Annotated in this window: 17 protein-coding genes; 15 read left to right on the forward strand and 2 right to left on the reverse strand. The window is 40.0% G+C overall.

Going from position 1 to position 20,415, the window contains the following annotated elements:
- Positions 1 to 57: 57 nt before the first annotated feature.
- The 5 genes from ACFO3P_RS04510 to ACFO3P_RS04530 all read left to right on the forward strand — a co-directional run bounded on the left by ACFO3P_RS04510 (position 58) and on the right by ACFO3P_RS04530 (position 6,413).
- Positions 58 to 1,599: a solute symporter family protein gene (locus ACFO3P_RS04510; RefSeq protein ID WP_289584490.1), complete on the forward strand. Its 1,542-nt coding sequence runs from the start codon at positions 58 to 60 to the stop codon at positions 1,597 to 1,599.
- On the forward strand, positions 1,596 to 3,356 hold the full coding sequence (locus ACFO3P_RS04515) for a LytS/YhcK type 5TM receptor domain-containing protein (protein ID WP_193064467.1): 1,761 nt from the start codon (positions 1,596 to 1,598) through the stop codon (positions 3,354 to 3,356). Before ACFO3P_RS04510 ends, ACFO3P_RS04515 begins: the two co-directional genes overlap by 4 nt.
- Entirely contained in the window at positions 3,353 to 4,108 is a 756-nt protein-coding gene (locus ACFO3P_RS04520) for a LytR/AlgR family response regulator transcription factor (protein WP_332094075.1), read from the forward strand. The genes ACFO3P_RS04515 and ACFO3P_RS04520 overlap by 4 nt, the downstream gene beginning before the upstream one ends.
- 416 nt (positions 4,109 to 4,524) lie before the next feature.
- Positions 4,525 to 4,872: a DUF485 domain-containing protein gene (locus tag ACFO3P_RS04525; RefSeq protein ID WP_042535655.1), complete on the forward strand. Its 348-nt coding sequence runs from the start codon at positions 4,525 to 4,527 to the stop codon at positions 4,870 to 4,872.
- Entirely contained in the window at positions 4,869 to 6,413 is a 1,545-nt protein-coding gene (locus tag ACFO3P_RS04530; protein WP_289584489.1) for a solute symporter family protein, read from the forward strand. Before ACFO3P_RS04525 ends, ACFO3P_RS04530 begins: the two co-directional genes overlap by 4 nt.
- Positions 6,414 to 6,544: 131 nt before the next feature.
- On the opposite strand, the gene ACFO3P_RS04535 is transcribed toward ACFO3P_RS04530, so the two are convergent.
- Together ACFO3P_RS04535 and ACFO3P_RS04540 are read right to left on the reverse strand one after the other, a co-directional pair.
- On the reverse strand, positions 6,545 to 7,918 hold the full coding sequence (locus ACFO3P_RS04535) for a sensor histidine kinase (protein WP_256705288.1): 1,374 nt from the start codon (positions 7,916 to 7,918) through the stop codon (positions 6,545 to 6,547).
- A gap of 58 nt (positions 7,919 to 7,976) precedes the next feature.
- Positions 7,977 to 8,687: a response regulator transcription factor gene (locus tag ACFO3P_RS04540; protein ID WP_042529071.1), complete on the reverse strand. Its 711-nt coding sequence runs from the start codon at positions 8,685 to 8,687 to the stop codon at positions 7,977 to 7,979.
- Between the two features lie 213 nt (positions 8,688 to 8,900).
- On the opposite strand from ACFO3P_RS04540, the gene ACFO3P_RS04545 reads away from it, so the two are divergent.
- The 10 genes from ACFO3P_RS04545 to ACFO3P_RS04590 all read left to right on the forward strand — a co-directional run bounded on the left by ACFO3P_RS04545 (position 8,901) and on the right by ACFO3P_RS04590 (position 20,315).
- Complete coding sequence (locus ACFO3P_RS04545; protein ID WP_256705287.1) at positions 8,901 to 9,668, forward strand: ABC transporter ATP-binding protein; 768 nt, start codon at positions 8,901 to 8,903, stop codon at positions 9,666 to 9,668.
- Positions 9,655 to 11,514, forward strand: a complete 1,860-nt coding sequence (locus ACFO3P_RS04550) for an FtsX-like permease family protein (protein ID WP_289584545.1) — start codon at positions 9,655 to 9,657, stop codon at positions 11,512 to 11,514. The genes ACFO3P_RS04545 and ACFO3P_RS04550 overlap by 14 nt, the downstream gene beginning before the upstream one ends.
- Before the next feature lies 1 nt (position 11,515).
- Positions 11,516 to 11,872: a YxeA family protein gene (locus ACFO3P_RS04555; protein WP_193064471.1), complete on the forward strand. Its 357-nt coding sequence runs from the start codon at positions 11,516 to 11,518 to the stop codon at positions 11,870 to 11,872.
- Between the two features lie 150 nt (positions 11,873 to 12,022).
- Complete coding sequence (locus tag ACFO3P_RS04560) at positions 12,023 to 13,012, forward strand: LacI family DNA-binding transcriptional regulator (protein ID WP_042529080.1); 990 nt, start codon at positions 12,023 to 12,025, stop codon at positions 13,010 to 13,012.
- Between the two features lie 117 nt (positions 13,013 to 13,129).
- The gene (locus tag ACFO3P_RS04565) at positions 13,130 to 13,981 is read left to right on the forward strand and encodes an ROK family protein (protein ID WP_193064472.1); all 852 of its coding nucleotides are present in this window, start codon (positions 13,130 to 13,132) and stop codon (positions 13,979 to 13,981) included.
- Between the two features lie 234 nt (positions 13,982 to 14,215).
- Positions 14,216 to 15,496, forward strand: coding sequence for an ABC transporter substrate-binding protein (locus ACFO3P_RS04570; RefSeq protein WP_193064473.1), 1,281 nt, complete (start codon positions 14,216 to 14,218; stop codon positions 15,494 to 15,496).
- Positions 15,497 to 15,593: 97 nt separating this feature from the next.
- Positions 15,594 to 16,469, forward strand: coding sequence for a carbohydrate ABC transporter permease (locus ACFO3P_RS04575; protein ID WP_193064474.1), 876 nt, complete (start codon positions 15,594 to 15,596; stop codon positions 16,467 to 16,469).
- A complete protein-coding gene (locus tag ACFO3P_RS04580) occupies positions 16,469 to 17,311 on the forward strand; it encodes a carbohydrate ABC transporter permease (protein ID WP_042529088.1) in 843 nt (280 codons plus the stop codon). The genes ACFO3P_RS04575 and ACFO3P_RS04580 overlap by 1 nt, the downstream gene beginning before the upstream one ends.
- Before the next feature lie 267 nt (positions 17,312 to 17,578).
- Positions 17,579 to 19,003, forward strand: a complete 1,425-nt coding sequence (locus ACFO3P_RS04585; protein WP_193064475.1) for a glycoside hydrolase family 32 protein — start codon at positions 17,579 to 17,581, stop codon at positions 19,001 to 19,003.
- Between the two features lie 64 nt (positions 19,004 to 19,067).
- The gene (locus ACFO3P_RS04590; protein ID WP_193064476.1) at positions 19,068 to 20,315 is read left to right on the forward strand and encodes an oligosaccharide MFS transporter; all 1,248 of its coding nucleotides are present in this window, start codon (positions 19,068 to 19,070) and stop codon (positions 20,313 to 20,315) included.
- The last annotated feature ends 100 nt before the right edge of the window (positions 20,316 to 20,415 follow it).

A 20,415-nucleotide genomic window follows, 5' to 3' on the forward strand; every position in this document is an offset into this window, starting at 1 on the left:
AGGTTAGCAATAGAGTCATTCTGTGAAATAGCTACCTTGAAAATGGAAGGTGAATCTATGAACATTACCTATCTGCTCTTCTTTCTCTGCATTGTTATTTGCACCCTGATTATTACCTATTGGGCGGCGAGGCAAAGCAAAACGACCAATCAGTTCTATATTGCTGCCGGCAGTTTAACAGGGACGCAAAACGGGATGGCGATTGCAGGAGATTATATCAGTGCTGCTTCCTTTTTGGGTATTGTCGGAACGATTGCGATTAACGGCTTTGATGGCTTTTTGTATGCGATTGGTTTTTTAGTTTCCTATTTAATTGTTTTATTTTTTATTGCGGAGCCGGTACATCGTTTGGGAAAGTATTCATTAGGAGATGTTATTTGCGCACGTTTTCCAAGCTATAAAATGCGGGGGATTATGGCTGTCGGAGCTTTAATTATCTCCATCTTTTATATGATTCCGCAATTAGTGGCCGCCGGGCTGTTGATTCGATTATTGTTAGATATTAATTATTCCGCTTCCGTTCTGATCATCGGAATATTAATGACGATTTATGTTGTTTTCGGTGGAATGTTCGCTACTTCCTGGGTACAAATTGTTAAAACAGTGCTGCTTTTGTCCGGTACATTTTTGTTGGCACTGATTGTATTTTCGCGATTTAACTGGAGTATCCGGAATCTTTTAGAGCAGGTTACACTTGGATCGCCCTTAGGAGATCAATTTTCATTGCCGGGGCATTTATTTAACAATCCATTGGAAACGCTTTCCTTACATCTTGCGTTAATACTGGGCACTGCCGGGCTTCCGCATATTTTAATCCGCTTATTTACTGTCAGAAATACCGTAGAAGTGCGGAAATCTCTTTTAACGGCAAGCTGGATTATTGGTGCATTTTATTTAATTGCACTCGTTTTAGGTCTTGGCGCTGTTGCTTTGGTAGGGTTTGAAGAATTGGTGCTACTCGATCCATTTGGAAATTTAGCTGCGCCATTATTAGCGGAGAGCTTAGGCGGAGATTTTTTAATGGCGTTTATCGCAGCCATTGCGTTTACTACAATTGTTGCTGTGGTAGCTGGTTTGGTTATCTCTGCGACGACTGCGTTCTCTCATGATATTTATTTCCATATCTTAAAAAGAGGAAACACTTCGGAAAAGAAACGTCTACGTGCTGCGCGCTGGACCGCATTTTTTATCGGTCTGCTGTCTACACTGCTTGCACTTGGATTGCGGAATATGAATGTAACGTTTTTGGTTTCGTTAACATTTATCGTGGCAGCTTCCAGCAATCTGCCCGTCCTTTTATTCACGATTTACTGGCGGCGCTTCAATCAAACAGGAGCAATCTCGGGGATGCTCTCAGGGCTGACTGTGTCTCTGATACTCTTATTCTTAGGTCCGCATGTGATGAATCCGGATGGCGGATGGATAGCTGCTGAGGCTGTTGTCCCTCTTTATAATCCAGGGATTATTGCGATTCCTGCCGGATTTTTAGGGGCGTATTTGGGAGCTGTTTTATCACGGAATAAGGAAAATACCGTTCCATTTGCATCCTTCTACCTGCAGGCCCAAACCGGGATAGAAGGAAGGAGAAATCGTTCATGATGGATTTGACAATGGTTTTATTCGAACGTTTAGGTCTATTGTTGGTCATTGCCTTTGTTCTTACACGCATTCCGGGCTTCCGGTCGCTGCTTTACCGCGAATTCAGTTTTAAAATGGCAGGAATTCATGCGTGTGTGTTTGGTATTTTTGGAATTGCCGGAACATTAACAGGTGTCGTTATCGGCAGTGACTTTACGGTAACGCATGCTTTTGTCTGGGAAGTGGAAGCAGACCAGATGGTGGTAAGCTCCAGCTTAGTTGCCATTGTCATGGCGGGGCTGCTAGGGGGCCCGGCGGTTGGTCTGGGAGCAGGAATTATTGCTGGTACGCATTTGTTTTTCCTGGGCGGGATTGGTTTTATGGCTAATAGTCTTGTAAATCCGCTGACCGGTCTGCTTGCTGGATTTACCGCACGGTTTTTCTCGCAGGAGCGTGTTATATCACCGATAAAAGCTTTGTTCATTGGAATATTTCCTCCAATTTTATTGATGCATTTATTGCTTATTTTTGATTCACAGGATCGAACCATGGTAGAGCTGATCAACACGATTGGTTTACCGGTGGTTTTATCCAACAGTATAGCCATTGCTATTTTTACAGCAATGATTGCAATTGTCCTCAGAGAGCAGGAAAATGAAGCTGCCTTTGCAACGAGGCAGGCATTAACGATTGCGGAGGAGGCGTTGCCTTTTTTAAAAGAAGAATCCTTTCAGAAGAAGGCAGAAGGGATTGCTGATTTATTTTATGCGCGTTTGAAATTAGCTGCTGTTACCGTAACAAATGATAAAGAAGTAATGGCGCATAAAGGGCTCGGAGGCGATCATCATCGAATTGGAAATCCGTTAATCACTCAAATTTCACATCAAGCCTTAGAATCCAAAGAGATATTGGTCGCTTATTCCCAAGCAGAAATTCAATGTACGCATAAAAAATGCCCATTAGAGGCTGTGATTATTATTCCAATCTGGGAAGCACAGCAAACGATTGGGCTGATCAAATTATATTTTCGCAAACCCCAGCATATCCGTCCGGTCGAGCTAATGCTGGCGGAGGGTCTCGGTCAATTGATTGCTAATCAATTAAAAACAATCAAAGCAGAACGTCTTGAACTGCATACACGTGATGCAGAATTAAGCAATTTGCAAGCACAAATCAATCCGCATTTTCTATTTAATACCCTGCATATGATAGCTGCCTTATTTCGCAAGGAACCTGAAAAAGCACGGCATATTACAGTGCAATTGGCACATTTTATGCGCTTTAACTTAAAGCTTGTATCAACACAGCTTGTCCCATTGGAAAAGGAAACAGAGCATGTAAAAGCGTATATCGAGATTATCCAGACCCGTTTTACAGGGAGGATGCAAATCCATTTTATACAGCCGGAGGAAATGTCACATCTGCTGATTCCGCCGTCATCGATTCAGCCGCTTGTTGAAAATAGTGTCAGACATGGATTAGAACATGTTTCCGAGGGGGGAAGAGTGGATGTGAAGATGGAGCAGGTCGGCAAATGGATAAAAATAAGTGTCCAGGATAATGGTCAAGGGTTTCCAGATTCAATTTTACTGCAGGCAGGAGAGAAAGTGCTGACAGGGAAGCCGCATGGCGGAACGGGTTTGTATAATGTGAATCAGCGTTTAATCAATCTGCTTGGGGAAGAATCGAGGCTGCATGTGCGGAATTTACCTGGTGGCGGGAGTGAGGTCCATTTTACCATTCCAGCCGTGAACACTAGAAAGGAAGATGATTTATGATGAAAATTCATACGATGATTGCGGAAGATGAGCAATTGGCACGGGAAGAATTGATTTATTTATTGGAAAAGGAAAAAGACGTCAAGCTTCTGCCGAGTGCCGAGACAGGAAAACAGCTGGTTGAATTGTATAAGGAGTATGAACCGGATGTTATTTTTCTGGATGTGCATATGCCAGGCATGCGCGGTGTAGCTGCAGCCAAGAAAATAATGGAGCTTGCCTACATCAGAGCGCCGTTATTTATTTTTACTACGGCATACGAGGATTATGCTGTGGAAGCATTTGAAATAGAGGCAGTAGATTATATGCTGAAGCCATATGATACAGAAAGGTTTCAAATGGCGATGAACCGGCTCCGCAAACGCATGCAGCAATTGAAAAGCAAAGAGGAGGGACCGTCCAACCAAGGGATGACTTCCTCAGCAAAGCTTTTGATCGACAATGATGACCGGACAATCGTTCTGTCTCCGGATGCGATTTATTATGCTATGCCACATAATCGGGTGTTGGAAATTCATACAGAGGACAAAGTGATTTACAGCAGAATGTCATTGCAGGAGCTGGAAAAGAAACTGCAAGGTCATGCTTTTTTCAGAACGCACCGCAGTTATCTGGTTAATTTAAATCATATTCAGGAGATCACACCATGGTTTAATGGCGCGAGCAATATCACATTACGTGATAAAAAGCAGACAACGATTCCCGTCAGCCGGACTGCAAGAAAGCATCTGTTTGAGTTATTTGGCAGCTAGGAAAGGAAAGGCTTTCTTAGCTGCATAAGTGTAGCTAAGGTTTTTTTGAAATGAACCATTCATCACAAGATTCCAACCATTCAATCATTTATTTAAACCGTTGAAGCAAATATACATACGCACATAAGCATCTTCCTTTATAATTTAGAAAGCGTTTACAAAAAGGGATTAAAAAGGATTGAAGGAGGAATGCCAGTCCAAGGAGACAATTGCAGCTGCTGAAGGGATATGAAGAAAAAGGCAGAGAAGCGGTAATTGATTCAGATAGAAAGAAGCTGGTTAACGACTTAAAGGTGATAAAAGGTTTTTTGGCAGTTAAGAAAGTGTATACTTCCTGCATAAGTGCAACTAAGTTTTCTTTAACAGAGGGGCAGCGGTCAGAAAACCTTTTTTTCCGATTTTCGAGGAGGATGCAGATGGGTGCAGAAAAAGAATATAAGCAGAACCCTGCAAAAGAGATTGACTACGTGCAAGTAACAGAAAGCAAGTCTTTTAAAAAGCTGATGCACGATCGAAAAAAATTTATTGTGCCATTAACAATCTTTTTCCTGGTATTTTATTTCTTACTTCCGGTTTTGACTTCGTATACCACATTTTTAAATACGCCGGCGATTGGCGATATTTCTTGGGTGTGGCTGTTTGCATTAGCCCAATTTATCATGACATGGGTATTATGTACGGTTTATGTAAAAAAAGCAGCTGTTTTTGATAAACAGGCAGATGAAATTATAAAAGAAATGGAAGAAGGAGGGGAAGGACGATGAGTGCGACGGTTGTTATCCTCTTCTTGGCAATTGTTATATTAACACTTGTGATCACGTTCTTTGCTGCAAGAAAGACGCAGACAGCAGGAGATTTTTATACTGCCGGCGGAGGACTTACAGGAATGCAGAATGGACTGGCGATTGCCGGTGATTATTTATCTGCAGCCTCTTTTTTAGGGATTGCAGGTGCTATTGCTTTATATGGATTTGATGGATTTTTCTACAGCATCGGGTTTTTGATTGCATATTTAGTGGTTCTCTTCCTTGTAGCCGAACCGCTGCGTAACCTCGGCAAGTTTACACTGGCTGATATGATTAATTCCCGTTTTAACGCCAGTAAGGTTCGGGGAGCAGCGGCGCTGAATACGATAACAATCAGCACCTTTTATATGATAGCCCAGCTTGTAGGAGCTGGAGCTTTGATTCAGCTATTATTTGGTATTCCATATTGGGCGGCAGTACTGATTGTTGGTGTGATGATGACGATTTACGTTTTATTCGGCGGGATGATTGCTACAAGCTGGGTACAAATTGTCAAAGCAGTTCTGCTGATGGCCGGGATGGTCGTTATGACGTTTCTTGTCCTGTTAAAATTTAATTTTAATATCGGGCAAATGTTTACGGATGTGAAGTCTGTAACAGCGCATGGAGAAGCATACTTAATGCCGGGATTGCAATATACAGAACCGCTCAGTACGATATCGCTTATGCTGGCGTTAGTACTTGGAACTGCGGGGCTGCCTCATATTTTAATGCGGTTTTTTACTGTGCGGGATGCGCCGACGGCTAGAAGCTCTGTTGTTATCGCAACATGGGTTATCGGCATCTTCTATGTGTTGACATTATTCTTAGGCTTCGGAGCAGCAGCATTCGTTGGATATGAAAACATATTAGCTGCAAATCCGGGAGGAAATATGGCTGCCCCATTGCTTGCTCAAGTGATTGGAGGGGACATCCTGTTTGCCTTTATCTCAGCAGTTGCATTCGCAACGATTTTAGCGGTAGTAGCTGGACTTGTTCTTTCAGGAGCTTCCGCATTTGCACATGATTTATACGGACAGATTATTAAAAAGGGAAAGGCAACAGAAAGAGAGCAGGTGAGAGCCGCCCGTTACGCATCCTTGGCTGTATCTGTTCTGTCCATTGTTTTAGCTCTATTTGCTCAATATTTAAATGTGGCTTTTCTTGTCTCGCTTGCCTTTTGTATTGCGGCCAGTGCCAATCTACCGGTTATTTTGTACACCATCTATTGGAAACGATTCAATACGGCAGGAGCAGTGACGGCCATGCTGACGGGGTTATTCTCTGCATTAATCCTTGTGTCCATTAGTCCCAGCGTATTTTCACCGGTAGAAGGGGCGGCCTTATTTGTAGGAGAGCCTATCTTCCCGCTGACGAATCCGGCACTTGTTTCGGTTCCGCTCGGCTTCCTGGGTGGTTATCTAGGTACGATTCTATCGAAGGAGACGGATATGAAGCGTTATGCAGAAGTGAAAGTGAAAGCAAATACGGGATATAAGCGCAGCGGTGTAAGCCACTAAAGAGTGTATTAAAAATGCCTGCAGAAATTTTTCTGCAGGCATTATTTATGTGTTTCAAAAAAAGTAACCCATAAGTTGATTTATCGCTTTGATAGTTAACAATAACTCCATTGAACTGCTCTATGATAAAGCTATTGCATCCGAATCTTAAACATCGTCCCTTTCCCAACTTCACTCTCCATTTCCACCATGCCGCCGTGCGCCTGAATGATATCTCTTGAAATAGCCAGACCCAGACCGGTTCCGCGTGAAGTCGTATTCGTGCCGCGGTAATAACGATCAAAAATTTGTGCCTGTTCTTCTTTCTTGATCCCTTTCCCATCATCGCGGATGATAATACCGTCTTCTTGTACTTCTACGGTTACTTTGACGTTCTCATCATTATGAATCAAGGCATTGAAAATAAAGTTCAGTATAGCTCTTTTCATTAAATGCTGATCGATATTCCAAATTAACTCGGGTGCGTAGCTGCTAAAGTCAATGTCACGTGTTTGGAATTGCGGGTCATTTAGTAAATCAATAATCATTTTTCGGACAAAGCCTTCTACCCGGATTTCCTGAAGATTCAATGTCATTTCCTGGTTTCTTAGCCGCATCGTTAAATTAAAATCATCCAGCAGCTCTTTCATATAGAGTGATTGCCGTTCAATGACTTCGGCATATTCTAAGCGTTCTTCTGCAGAGATATCCTCATTGCTTAGCAGCTCCGCATAACCTCGGATGGATGCGAGCGGTGTTTTAATATCATGTGAAACGTTGCTGATCCATTCATTACGCATCTGTTCCAGTTTTTGCCGTTCGTTTTCATGAGCCTGCAAGGTTTCAGATACATCGTTTAAGTTGGAGAAAACGCGTTTAAATACCCCTGGACGCTTCATTTTCTTCGGTTCAAACTTTCTTTCCTTCAGCTCGCTGATTCGTTCTATGATGCGCGAGACTGGTTTGGTCAGCACGGTACTGAATAGAAATCCGACAATAAAGGCGATAATTAAATCGACTATAATAATCGCACCTAGGAATTGGGAAGCGTATGTCAGAAACTGTTGCGGGTCAGCCATAATAATGGTCCGTTGCTGCTTGGAATCCGGAACACCAATGATATAGCTGAAGCCCTCATATTCTCCGATAAAGTAGGTATTTAAATCATCATCCATATATTTATATTTATGAACTAAATCAATCGGTGTATAGTGTGTAGCCGCATTATCTGGTGCGAATTCATCGGATAACACATTTCCATTTTCGTCTAATATTTGCAGCCAGGCTCCAAATCGGGTCAGTGCATCCTTTCCTTCTTCGGATACAACAGGTTCGCCGTCTTCCATAGACAAATAGTAAAAGAAGGAACGGGTAAAGTTTTCTCCTGTATCATGAATGATATCTTCTGGATCCTCATTGTGCTGAGACAATATCAACGCAAGCAGAATAACGGTATTCACAATGCTGACGATAAAAACAATACTGAGAATGGAAATAAGGTAGCGAATGGTGAGTTTCCATTTCATGGTGCACTTTCTCCTTTATCAAATAAAAATCTCTTCATCATGTAAACATAGAAGCAGTTTATGGGTTAAAGCGATAGCCGAGTCCTTTTACCGTAACAATGTAGGCGGGTTCTGAAGGATTTTCTTCAATTTTCTCCCGCAGTCTGCGGATATGCACCATCAATGTATTATCTGCTCCGTAAAAGTCTTCGCCCCATACGGTTTCGAATAAGGTTTCCTTACTTAAAATATGCTTCGGGTTGCGCATAAAGCACGCCATTAAGCCGACTTCCTTCGCCGTCAGCTCTAACACCCTGCCATCCTTGCTTATTTCTGTTTCATCCCCATTAATCGTAAATTCGCCAATATTTTTATCTGCTTGCGCTGGGGCGTGCGAGCTGGAAGCTTCCATGGAATAGATACCTGCCCGGCGCAGCTGCGCTTTCACACGGTAAGCCATTTCTTTAGGACTGAAAGGCTTCGTAATATAATCATCTCCGCCAATAGCAAGTCCGAGTATTTTATCGATTTCATCTGATTTCGCGGACAAAAATAGAATTGGAATACGTGATATTTCACGGATTTTCCGGCATAAATCATAGCCTTCGCCGTCCGGAAGCATCACATCCAATATCGCCAAATCGGGCTCAAATTTAACAAATTGCTGCCATCCTTCCCGGATAGAGCCGGCTGTTGCAATTTCGGTCATCCCCTCTTTTTGCAGAGCTGTTTTCATTAACTGACATAAGTCCTGTTCGTCATCCACGATTAAAATTTTTGGCTTTTCCATGCTGTGTTCCCGCCTTTCTTATTTATATATAAAGTGAGGTTTTCTTTTATCATTTACTAAAAAGTTGAATTATTACTATCTTAACAGGAATTCGTCAACTATGAGTGAGATTTAAACATTTTGTAAGGTTAGATTGATGGCTGTTTAAGGATGAAGGTCTATAGTAAAAATATAGAACGTTCACAGGGAATATATAAAAGAGGTGCAAAAATAATGGAGCATTTATTAAAAGTAGATGGTGTTGAAAAAATATATGGAAAAGGCGCTAATACATTTCAAGCGCTGAAAGACATATCCTTTACCATTGATCATGGTGAATTTGTCGGAGTGATGGGACCTTCTGGAGCAGGAAAATCAACGCTTCTTAATGTACTCGCAACGATCGATACACCGACAAAAGGGGATATTTATGTAGAGGCAGACAATATTGCCAAGATGAAAGAGGATAAGCTGGCAGATTTTCGCCGCGATCATTTAGGCTTTATTTTTCAGGATTATAATTTATTAGATTCCTTAACGGTAAAGGAAAATATTCTGCTGCCGTTAGCGATTGCCAAACAGCCGGCGAAGGAAATTGAAGAGAAGGTAAATGCCATTTCCCGTTCGTTTGGCATCGAGGATTTATTGGATAAATATCCGTATCAAATTTCCGGGGGACAAAAGCAGCGTACTGCTTCCTGTCGTGCACTCGTGTCGAACCCGAAGCTTATTTTTGCGGATGAACCGACAGGAGCGCTTGATTCCAAGTCAGCTACCGATTTGCTGGAGAGCTTAAGCAATTTGAATGAAGCGCATGAAACAACGGTGATGATGGTAACACATGATGCTTATGCAGCAAGCTTTTGCAGACGTATTCTGTTTATAAGAGATGGAGGTCTGTCGCAGGAGCTTATTCGCGGCACGCATACACGAAAGGAATTCTTCCAGATGATTTTAGATGAATTGGCAGGAGCAGGCGGTGACGGGAATGACCTTGTTTGATTTAGCATTAAAAAATATTCGCAGAAACATGAAGAGCTATGGATTATATATTGGTTCCACGATTTTCTCGATTATTATTTATTTTACCTTTGCCATGCTGAAGCATAGTGACGATATCAGCGGATTGGCAGAGACTTCGAAACAAATGCAGGCGGTGATGAGCGCTTCCGCATTTGTACTGATGATTTTTGTGGCTATATTTATTCTGTATTCCAATTCCTTTTTTATGAAAAAAAGGAAAAAAGAAGTTGCTCTGTATTCCTTATTAGGGGTACGTAAACGATCGATTGGTTTTTTACTATTCTTTGAAAATATCGTGATTGGGCTGATTGCATTAGTTATCGGGGTGGGCCTAGGCTTCTTATTGTCGCAAGCCTTACTAGCTCTATTATTAAAATTAATGGGCTTATCATTATCTGTCGGTTTTGCGTTCTCCATGCAGGCAGTGATTGAGACAGTAGTGGTCTTCTTCCTGATCTTTTTAGTTACTTCTCTATTAGGCTATCGGGTGATTTATAAATTTAAGCTCATTGATTTATTCCAAGCCGAGAAAAAAGGGGAAGCACAGCCAAAAGCACGCATCCTTTCTGCGCTGATTGGTGTACTCGCTCTAGCTGGGGCCTATTGGCTGGCGCTTCAGGATTTAATGACCTCTTCTGCCTGGCGGATTTTCGGCTTAGCGATGCCGCTTATAATCATCGGTTTCACGATTTTAGGGTCTTATCTTTTATTTAACAGTGTGCTCGTTTATGTTTTAAATCTATTGAAAAAGAGTAAGAACTGGGCTTGGAAAGGGCTTAATCTGATGACCTCCTCCCAGCTTCTTTACCGGATTCGAGGGAATGCGAAAACATTAACGATTATTGCGACGTTGAGTGCGACAACGATTACGGCAGGCGGAGCAATATTCGGGACGTATTATAATACCGAAAAAAATGTAGAACAATTTACACCCTTCTCCTTTATGTGGGAGGGAGAGGAACAGGACATCGATTCGGGCATAGTAGAAGACGCGGTCAGCTTTGAAGCGAAGGACATTACCATAGAAGGGGAAGTATATGACCAATCCTATTATGTCATTGACGAAGAAACGTTTATGAAGCTGACAGAAGCGCTCGGCTGGGATGTAGAAAATGTTGATTTAGCAAAAGATGAAGTCATCATGGCTGATCCCTTTTATGATGAACGGTTGGAAGAGAAAGCAGCAACGGTAGAAGTAGGTAATGACGTGAAAGCGGTGGATCAGTTTTTTGAACAACCGCTGTTTAATATTCAAACCCTGCCCGGAATAACTTTAGTGATGGATGATGCGTCATTTCAAGAGCTGGACGGCGAGGAAGGCACTTATCAGGCCGTGCAAACCGCTGATTATAAGGACCATTTAGAGCTTTCCAAAGAGCTGGAAGCAAAAACAGAGCATTTCTCCAGTGCTGTCCAAAGTTATCAGGATTCCATCGAATCATCGGGGGCGATGTTATTTGTCGGCAGCTTTTTGGGGCTGGTATTTTTAGTGGCTACAGGCAGCATTATCTTCTTTAAAATGATGACGGAAGCGGAAGAAGATAAGGGTAAATATACCGTTCTATATAAAATCGGCGTGTCTAAAAAAGAAATGAAAAAAACCGTCCGTTATCAAGTCGGTCTTATTTTCTTAGCACCGCTGGTATTAGGTCTGATGCATGGAGCTGTTGCTTTAATGGCGTTTTCTAATTTATTAGATATGAACTTATGGGAGCCGGTTATTATTTGGATGGCTGCCTATACATTGATTTATATTTTATATTACGTGGTTACGGTTCGGGGATTTAATAAAACAATTACCCAGCCCGCCGCACAGGAGGGGTAAAATGAAGAAAATAATGGCTTTAGTAATTGGTGTTGTAGTTTTATTTGTTGCTGCGGTTGTAGTGTTGATGACGGTAGACTTTAATCGGACAGGGAAGGATAATGCTTACGTTCAAATCGACGAATCAGCATATACGGAAGAAGATAAGCTGGATAATGGTGAAGTAATGAAGACGTATTGGTATGAGCAGCCGGCTTATACAGAGGATGGGGAAGAAATTCAGGTTGAATTTTCCGCCCAGAAGGAATTGCGCCAGGGAGCATATCTGATGCTCTACGTGAATAAGGATAATGAAGTTTCTTCGTATGATGAAGTAAGTGAAGCGGAATTGCCGGATGAGGTGAAGGAAGCGTTGTAGTTTAGCAGCTAACAGCCTGGTAAGGTATAAAACATTTATATCTTATCAGGCTGTTTTTGTGCAGTTTAACACCCATTCTTTACGTTGAGACAGAAAGACTATATGATTAAGAATAGATAAATGAAAGCGGGCCAAAAGGAGAAGATTTTTATGAAACCTAAGATTCAGGATGTCGCGAAAGTTGCTGGAGTATCTCCAACAACAGTTTCTCGTGTACTGAACGATAGAGGATACATCAGCAGCAAAACGAAAGAAAAAGTGTTTGCAGCGATGAAGGAAATCAATTATATACCGAATGACCTTGCACGTTCACTGTATAATAAGCGTACCTACTTGATTGGTGTTATCGTACCTTCTACTAACCATCCTTTTTTTGGTGAGCTAGTGGATAATATTGAGAGAATATGTAATGACAAAGGATATAAAGTTTTGTTATGCAACAGTTTGCAAGAGGCAGAAAAAGAAAAAAAATATTGGGACATGCTGCAGCGTAATCAAGTAGATGGGGTAATTGTTGTCACGTATAATCGCGGCTTAGTTGATAAGGAGCAGCAATTTCCTGCAGTTGTGATTGATCATTATCTATCGGAAAATATTCATGTTGTCAGCTCAGATAACTTTCAAGGCGGAGAAATGGCAACGAAAGAGTTGATAGAAGCCGGATGTGAAAATATCATTCATATTAATGGAGATGTGAATTTGGAAACACCAGCAAATGAAAGACAATACGCTTATGAAAAAGTGATGCATGATGCAGGAAGAATACCTTTAACGTATCATGTACCGAATGTTGCTTATTTAGAAAGCAATATTGATATTATAAAACAGCTTTTTAAGGAAAATCCAGATGTGGATGGTATATTTGCCAGTGATGATTTATTAGCTATTCGTACTTTACAGTATGCTGAAAGTTTGGGTTATAAAATACCTGAGGATTTAAAAATTATTGGTTATGATGGAACAGGTCTGATTCGTTCGATTTATCCTGATTTATCGACGATTATTCAGCCTACATATCAAATTGCAGAAAATGCTGTGGAAACATTGATTCAGGAGATTGATGGGAAGCCCCATGATTTGAAAGAAAAAACATTCCCGGTTTCCCTGTGGAAAGGGAAAACAACAGGTCATGTAACATGAAGAACAATATGTTTATTCCTATTTAGACGGAGAAAAAAGGATGAAATAATATCCCAATGAGAAAAATCTGCTATAATAATCAAACAATAAGAGTGATAGATAAGGAGTGTTTTCAAAATGATAGGAGCAATTGAAGCAGGTGGAACAAAGTTTGTATGTGCAGTAGGTAATCCGGACGGAACCATTTTAGATCGAACTGCTTTTCCGACAACAACACCTGAAGAAACATTAGCACGGGTGGAAGAATTTTTTTCTAAGTATTCGATTGAAAAAATGGGAGTAGGAGCTTTTGGACCAATCAATTTACGGGCAGACAGTGAAAACTATGGCGCGATTGAAAACACCCCGAAAGTTCCTTGGCGTTATTATCCTCTTTTGGAAGAATTAGAAAAACGTTTTAATATACCGGTAGCTATTAATACAGATGTTATTGCATCGAGTATGGGAGAGTATGAATACGGTATTGGAAAAGATGCCTCCAGCTGTCTTTACATAACAGTAGGTACAGGTATTGGGGCTGGGCTTGTTCAAGATGGCAAACCGTTTCAAGGAAGAAACCATTCGGAAATGGGCCATGTTATATTAAAAAAACATCCGGAAGATGATTTTGAAGGAGCATGCCCAAGCCATGGAGCCTGCTTAGAAGGATTAGCTGCAGGACCGGCAATCGAAGCGCGTTATGGACGCAAGGGAGCGGAATTAGCTGATGAGGATCATGTTTGGGAAATAGAAGCATATTACCTTGCACAGGCTATATTGGATTATTTTGTTATTCTTTCTCCAGAAAAAATTATTCTTGGCGGCGGAGTAATGAAGCAGAAAAAGCTCTATCCAATGATTCGTGAAAAATTTATGGAATTGTTGAACGGCTATATAGAAGTAGAGAATGTAGATGAGTTGATTGTAGCCCCGGGATTAGATGACGATCAAGGGGTAAAAGGCTGTATTGCATTAGCGATGAAAAAATAGATGAAAAAAAGAGATGAATCGGAGGTGGTGATTAGCCAGCCTGGGTTCATCTCTTTTTGCTATTATAGATAAATTTAAACGTAAGAGACTTGCCTGTAATAAGACATTAACAATATGCCATAAGCTTGTAAAAATTTTAAAAAGTATATGACAACCGGTTGACATATGAAACCGGTTGTCATATAATCTTTTGTAAGCAGTTACAATAAACTGAAAATGAAAAGGGGATTAGTAATGAAAAAGTTATCTGTACTTGTCGGTGTCGTGTGTGCAGTTTTGTTCTTAGCAGCTTGTGGCAGTGGAGGAAGCTCTGAAGCAAATGATAATGAGATAGTTGTTTGGTTCCATACTTCATTAGAAACGCCTGAAGGAGAAGCAATGCAAAATACAATTGACCGTTTCAATGAAGAATATGAAGGAGAATATACAGCAACAGCAGAATTTGTTCCCCGCAGCGGAAGTGGTGGAGGATATGAAGATAAAATTAATGCAGCATTAACAACAGATACTTTACCCGATGTCTTAACATTAGATGGTCCGAATACAGCAGCATATGCAGAATCTGGAATTATTGCTCCAGTCGATGAATATCTCACCAACAAAGATGATTTACTGCCGAGCATTATTGAACAAGGTACGTACGATGACCAGATGTATGGAGTCGGCTTTTCAGAATCTGGAGTAGGTATTTTCTATAATAAGCAAATGTTTGAACAAGCGGGAATAGACTTGGAAACGTTGCCGACAGTGGACGAGCCGTGGGATTGGGATCAATTCATAGAACTGAATGAAACATTGCATAATGAATTTGACAAGCCAGTTATTGATATGGGATTCGACGATAAGAGCGAATGGTTAATGTACGCATTTACTCCTTTCTTATGGTCGCAAGGTGGAGATGTCGTTTCTGAAGACGGCACAACAGCTGAAGGCGTTTTAAACGACGAGAATGGCGTCAAAGCGTTCACATTTATCCAGGATATGGTGAAAAATGGTTACAGTACGATTACACCGGTGGAAAAAGGGTTCCATACTGGAGAATACGCAATGAAGCTTGGCGGCTCATGGACAATTGCAGAGCTTGAAGAATATCCAGATATTGAATACGGTGTGATGCCATATCCAACGTCTCCAGATACAGGTGAACTTGTATCACCATCAGGAAGCTGGCAATATGCAATGTCTGCTTCTTCTGAAAAACAGGAAGCAGCAGGAGCATTAATTGATTTTATGGTATCTACGGAATCATTATCAGAAATGTCATTAGCAAATAGTGTTCTGCCGGCATCTTACTCGGCAATTGATGAAATTACAGATGAAGTAAGTGATGAAATGAATGTTTTAATTGAACAGAACGCAGCGTCTGCACAAGCTCGTCCGCTTCTGCCTAATTACCCGCAAGTAAGCCGTATTTTTCAGGATACAATAAGCGACACAACTTATTATGAAGAAAATAGTGACATTCAAGCGTTGCTTGATGACAAGGCAGCACAAATTCAGAGTGCATTAGATTAATCTAGAAAATTACAGGAAGAACGTTAGACCGAATTATATTAAGAATATTTCAGCTTAGTATTTTACTAAGCTGAAATATTTAAAAGGGGTTTAGGAAATGAATATTAAAAAGAAGGAGAATTTAGCAGCTTATATTTTTTTAGCGCCAGCATTAATATTACTAGGGCTATTTCTAGTTTATCCATCGTTATTAGCAATCTATTATTCATTTACAGATTACTATTTATTAACACCAAATGATATTAATTTTGTTTGGCTTGAAAATTTTATAGCAATCTTTAAAGATCCTGTTTTCATACAAAGTTTAAAGAACATTGCCTTATTTGTAGTACTTGTTATTCCAATTCAAGTTGGGGCAGCACTTGGCCTGGCTTTATTGATTAACAAACAGCGTAAAGGAAATATCTTCTTTAAAGTTGCTTTCTTCTCGCCAGTTGTTTTGTCGCTCGTTGTTATTTCTGTCCTTTGGTTATATTTATTAAATCCTTCAGAAGGTTTGATTAATAATATACTTCTTAATGTAGGAATAGATCCGCAACCATTTTTAAGCAGTCCGACCCAAGCTATGGTTACTATTGTATTCGTATCTGCTTGGCAGGGGGCTGGTTATCAAATGCTTATTTTTTTAGCGGGGCTTCAGAATATTCCTGGAGAGGTATATGAAGCAGGAAAAATAGATGGAGTGAATAAATGGCAGAAATTCTACTACATTACATTGCCTTTATTAAAGCCTACATCTATATTGATTATGATTACGACATTAATATCTGCCTTTAAGCTGATTATACAGCCGATGGTCATGACACAAGGCGGACCAATGAATGCAACCATGACGCCTGTTTACTATATCTATCAATCTGGTTTCTCTGATCGGATGATAGGTTACGCCAGTGCGATGACTGTTATCTTTGGGATTGTAATCGGAATTGTTACTCTTATCCAAAGCAGAGTTTCAAGGGAGGACGATAACTAATGAAAAAACCAATTAGAAGAATTATCGAATATACAGTACTTATATTAATCGCATGTATCTTTGTATTTCCTTTAATTTGGATGATTGTCTCCTCATTGAAGCCTGAAGCCAGTATCTATACAGATATGAACGGAATTAAAGCATTGCTCCCGTCGCTTAATCCATCTGATTGGCTGCAGTCTTATAAAGAACTATTTAACCGATTCGATATTGTACAATATATTTTTAACAGTGTTATTTATGCAGTAGTGATTACAGGCGGATCCATTGTTGTCAATGCTATGGCTGGATATGCTTTTGCCCGGTTCCATTTCCGGGGAAAGAAAATTCTTTTTGCATTAATGCTTGCACTGTTGATTGTACCAGTGGAAACGATTATTATTACACAGTTTACCGTAGCTCATAGTTTAGGAATTTTAAATACACGGTTAGCAGTAATCCTGCCGTTAATTGCAAATATATTCTTTATCTACTTATTTAGGAATTTCTTTAAAGCGGTGCCTGAAGAGGTTATTGAATCTGTTAAGATTGATGGGGGAAACAACTGGACCATTTTTTGGAGAATTGTGCTGCCTATGTCCAAACCAGCCATTGCAACAGTTGGTACACTTTCTTTTATCGCCAGCTGGAATGACTATTTATGGCCATTGATGGTCTTGACAGATACGTCGAAATTCCCGTTACAAGTAGCAATAACAAATATTAATACAACCGAACCGGTTTTTACGAATCAGGTTATGTCGATTTTAACGATATCTACGATTCCGTTAATCATTGTATATATTCTGGCGCAAAAATATATTCTGCAGGGTCTTGGCGGGTCTGGAACAGGAATTAAATAATAGAAATAACTGGAATAAACGTTTGCTAATGAATTCATTCAAACTATGTGAAATCCAGCTTTTATAACTGGATTTCACATAGTTATGCCAGTTAAATTGTTCTTTTTTAGAGATATTTTACATTATAAGTTTTAAATCAAAGATATTTATGAATATAATGTCAACCGGTTGACATTATATTCAAAGTATAAGTTAATACTACATAGAACAACAAATATTATTTCACAGTTTCATAAGAATAACATTTCTAAAGAGAGGGAGATTTACATGCTATATCAAGAAAAACATCGTCCGCAATTACATTTCACACCAAAGGAAAATTGGATGAATGACCCAAATGGCCTCGTTTATTACGAAGAAGAGTATCATTTATTTTACCAGTACAATCCACATGGCAATGACCACGCAAATATGAACTGGGGACATGCAACAAGTACAGACCTGTATCATTGGGAAGAGCATGGGGTTGCGTTAGCACCAGATGAATTGGGAACGATTTTCTCAGGCTCTGCAGTCGTAGATAAAAATAATACGAGTGGTTTGTTTGAAAGCGATGCCGGCGGATTAGTCGCCATCTTCACACATGATGGTGCAAGTCAGCAGCAAAGTATCGCTTACAGTGAGGACAAGGGAAGAACGTGGATAAAGTATGAAGGGAACCCAGTTATTCCAAACACAGAAATAAAAGATTTTCGTGATCCAAAGGTTTCCTGGCATGAAGAAAGCAAGCAATGGGTCATGGTATTGGCTTGTGGGGACCATATCCAGTTTTATGGCTCGCCAAATCTAATTGATTGGACCTATCTATCTTCATTTGGAAAAGAATATCCTTCCTATATCGGTGTCTGGGAGTGTCCGGACCTGCTTTATTTACCAGTAGAGAACAGTTCTAAAAAAGAATGGATACTTATTGTAAGCATCAATGCAGACGGGCCTAACGGCGGTTCCGCAGTGTATTATTTTACTGGAAGTTTTGATGGGAAAGAATTTCACCCGAATGAAACACCGCAAGATGAACTGAAATGGGCAGATGCAGGAAAAGATTTTTATGCAGCTGTCAGCTGGGACAATACAGAGGATACTTACTGGGTCGGCTGGATGAATAACTGGCAGTATGCGGGAGTTGTCCCGGTCTCGCCATGGCGCAGCGCAATGAGTCTGGCGCGGAAGCTTTCCTTATTTGAAAAAGATGGAAGTCTCTTATTAAAGCAAGAGGCCATCACCGCAGATAATAGCAGGGAAGAGGTTTCTTATAAAGATGAAACTGTTCATCCTGGTAAGCCGGAAAGCTACGAAATTAGTGATACTGCTCAAGTAGATTTGCAGGTTTCAACAGCATCAGCTAGTACGAAGTGGAGCGTGCAATTAGTTACAGATCAAGATGAAGCGTTCCGATTAGAATTAGACTATAAAGAAGATGCTTATACATTCTATCGTACGGATGGGCTGGTTGACTTTTCAGCAGATTTTCCGAAAGAAATAAAAGGCAGTTTACATGGAATGGATGTTCAGAATCTGAAAGTAATTATTGACAGATCATCTGCAGAAATCTTTTTAAATGATGGTTTAACTGTATCAACAAACTTGATTTATCCAGAAGGAACAGTAACAAAGCTGGAAATTTCTACAGTAAATGAAACGCTGCAATTAGACACTGTCACATGGACAAAGCTGCATTCTATTTGGAAATAAACATAACTGAATGGAGGAGTAAGAAAAGCTCCTCCTTGCTTTACAAAGAAAGGATTTAATAAATATGGATTTTTTAAAAAATGGTAAATATTGGTTCTCATCTGGCTATCTATTTTTCTTCTTTATCACATGGTCTATCTGGTGGTCTTTCTATGCGATTTGGTTGAATAACAGTCTTGGACTAACAGGAGCACAAGTCGGAACAATCTACTCGTTTAACTCATTCTTTTCTTTATTCTTCATGATTCTTTATGGATATATGCAGGATAAATTGGGGACGAAGAAAAATCTTGTCTGGATACAGAGTGTGGTACTTGTTCTTATTGCACCATTTGTTATTTATGTCTATGAGCCATTACTTTTGAATAATTTTTACTTAGGAGCAGCTTTGGGTGCTATTTATTTAGGCGCAGGGTTTATAGCAGGCGCAGGATTTTTGGAATCCTTTACAGAAAAACTCAGCCGTAAATACGATTTTGAATTTGGTAAAGCACGGATGTGGGGTTCATTAGGCTACGCTGTTTCTGCTATTGGCGCAGGGGCATTAATGAGTATTAATCCACATATTAATTTCTGGATTGCATCGGGAACAGGAATTATCTTTCTTTTGATTAATGTGTTTTTTAAAGTGGAGGTTACGAAAACAGAAGAAAAAAGTGTCTCCAATATATCAATGAAAGATATTCGCTTTTTAGTTTCAAATAAAGTATTTTGGTTTTTAATTATTTATCTGTTTGGAACCGTATGTATTTATACGGTATATGATCAGCAGCTTTTCCCAGTTTACTTTGTAAGCCTATTCTCCGGGGCAGGTACGGATGGGAACACCGTTTACGGAATTCTGAACTCTATACAAGTATTTGTCGAAGCGATTTTCTTATTCCTGGCACCATTTATTGTGAACAAAGTCGGAATTAAGCGCTCGCTTGTATTGGCAGGAAGTATCATGGCTTTTCGTATCATTGGTTCCGCCATGGTAACAGGCGGATTTGGTATTTCATTCATGAAAATGCTTCACGCAGTGGAATTACCGATTTTATTGATTGCGGTATTTAAATATATTGCTGCAAACTTCGATGTGCGGTTATCTGCAACGGTTTATCTCATCGGCTTTAAGGTCTCCAGTGAAATTGGGGTTATCATTTTCTCTGCATTAGTCGGCTGGATTTATGATTTGACTAACTACGAAACGACCTTCTATATATTAGGCTCCATTGTAGTATTATTTGTTATCTTCTCGATTTTTGCATTGAATAACAATGATAAAGAACAAAAATTAGATGAGCATGAATTTGCGATGGCAAAGGAATAAATAAAGAGCAATGAGCTGTGTTGAAATACATATAGTTCATTGCTTTTTCTGATGCTGTAAAAAATAGATAAGAAAAATGTTGTTGAAAAAGAAGGAGTTT

The sequence above is a fragment of the Oceanobacillus aidingensis genome, from assembly GCF_042654105.1.
Taxonomy (GTDB): domain Bacteria; phylum Bacillota; class Bacilli; order Bacillales; family Amphibacillaceae; genus Oceanobacillus; species Oceanobacillus oncorhynchi.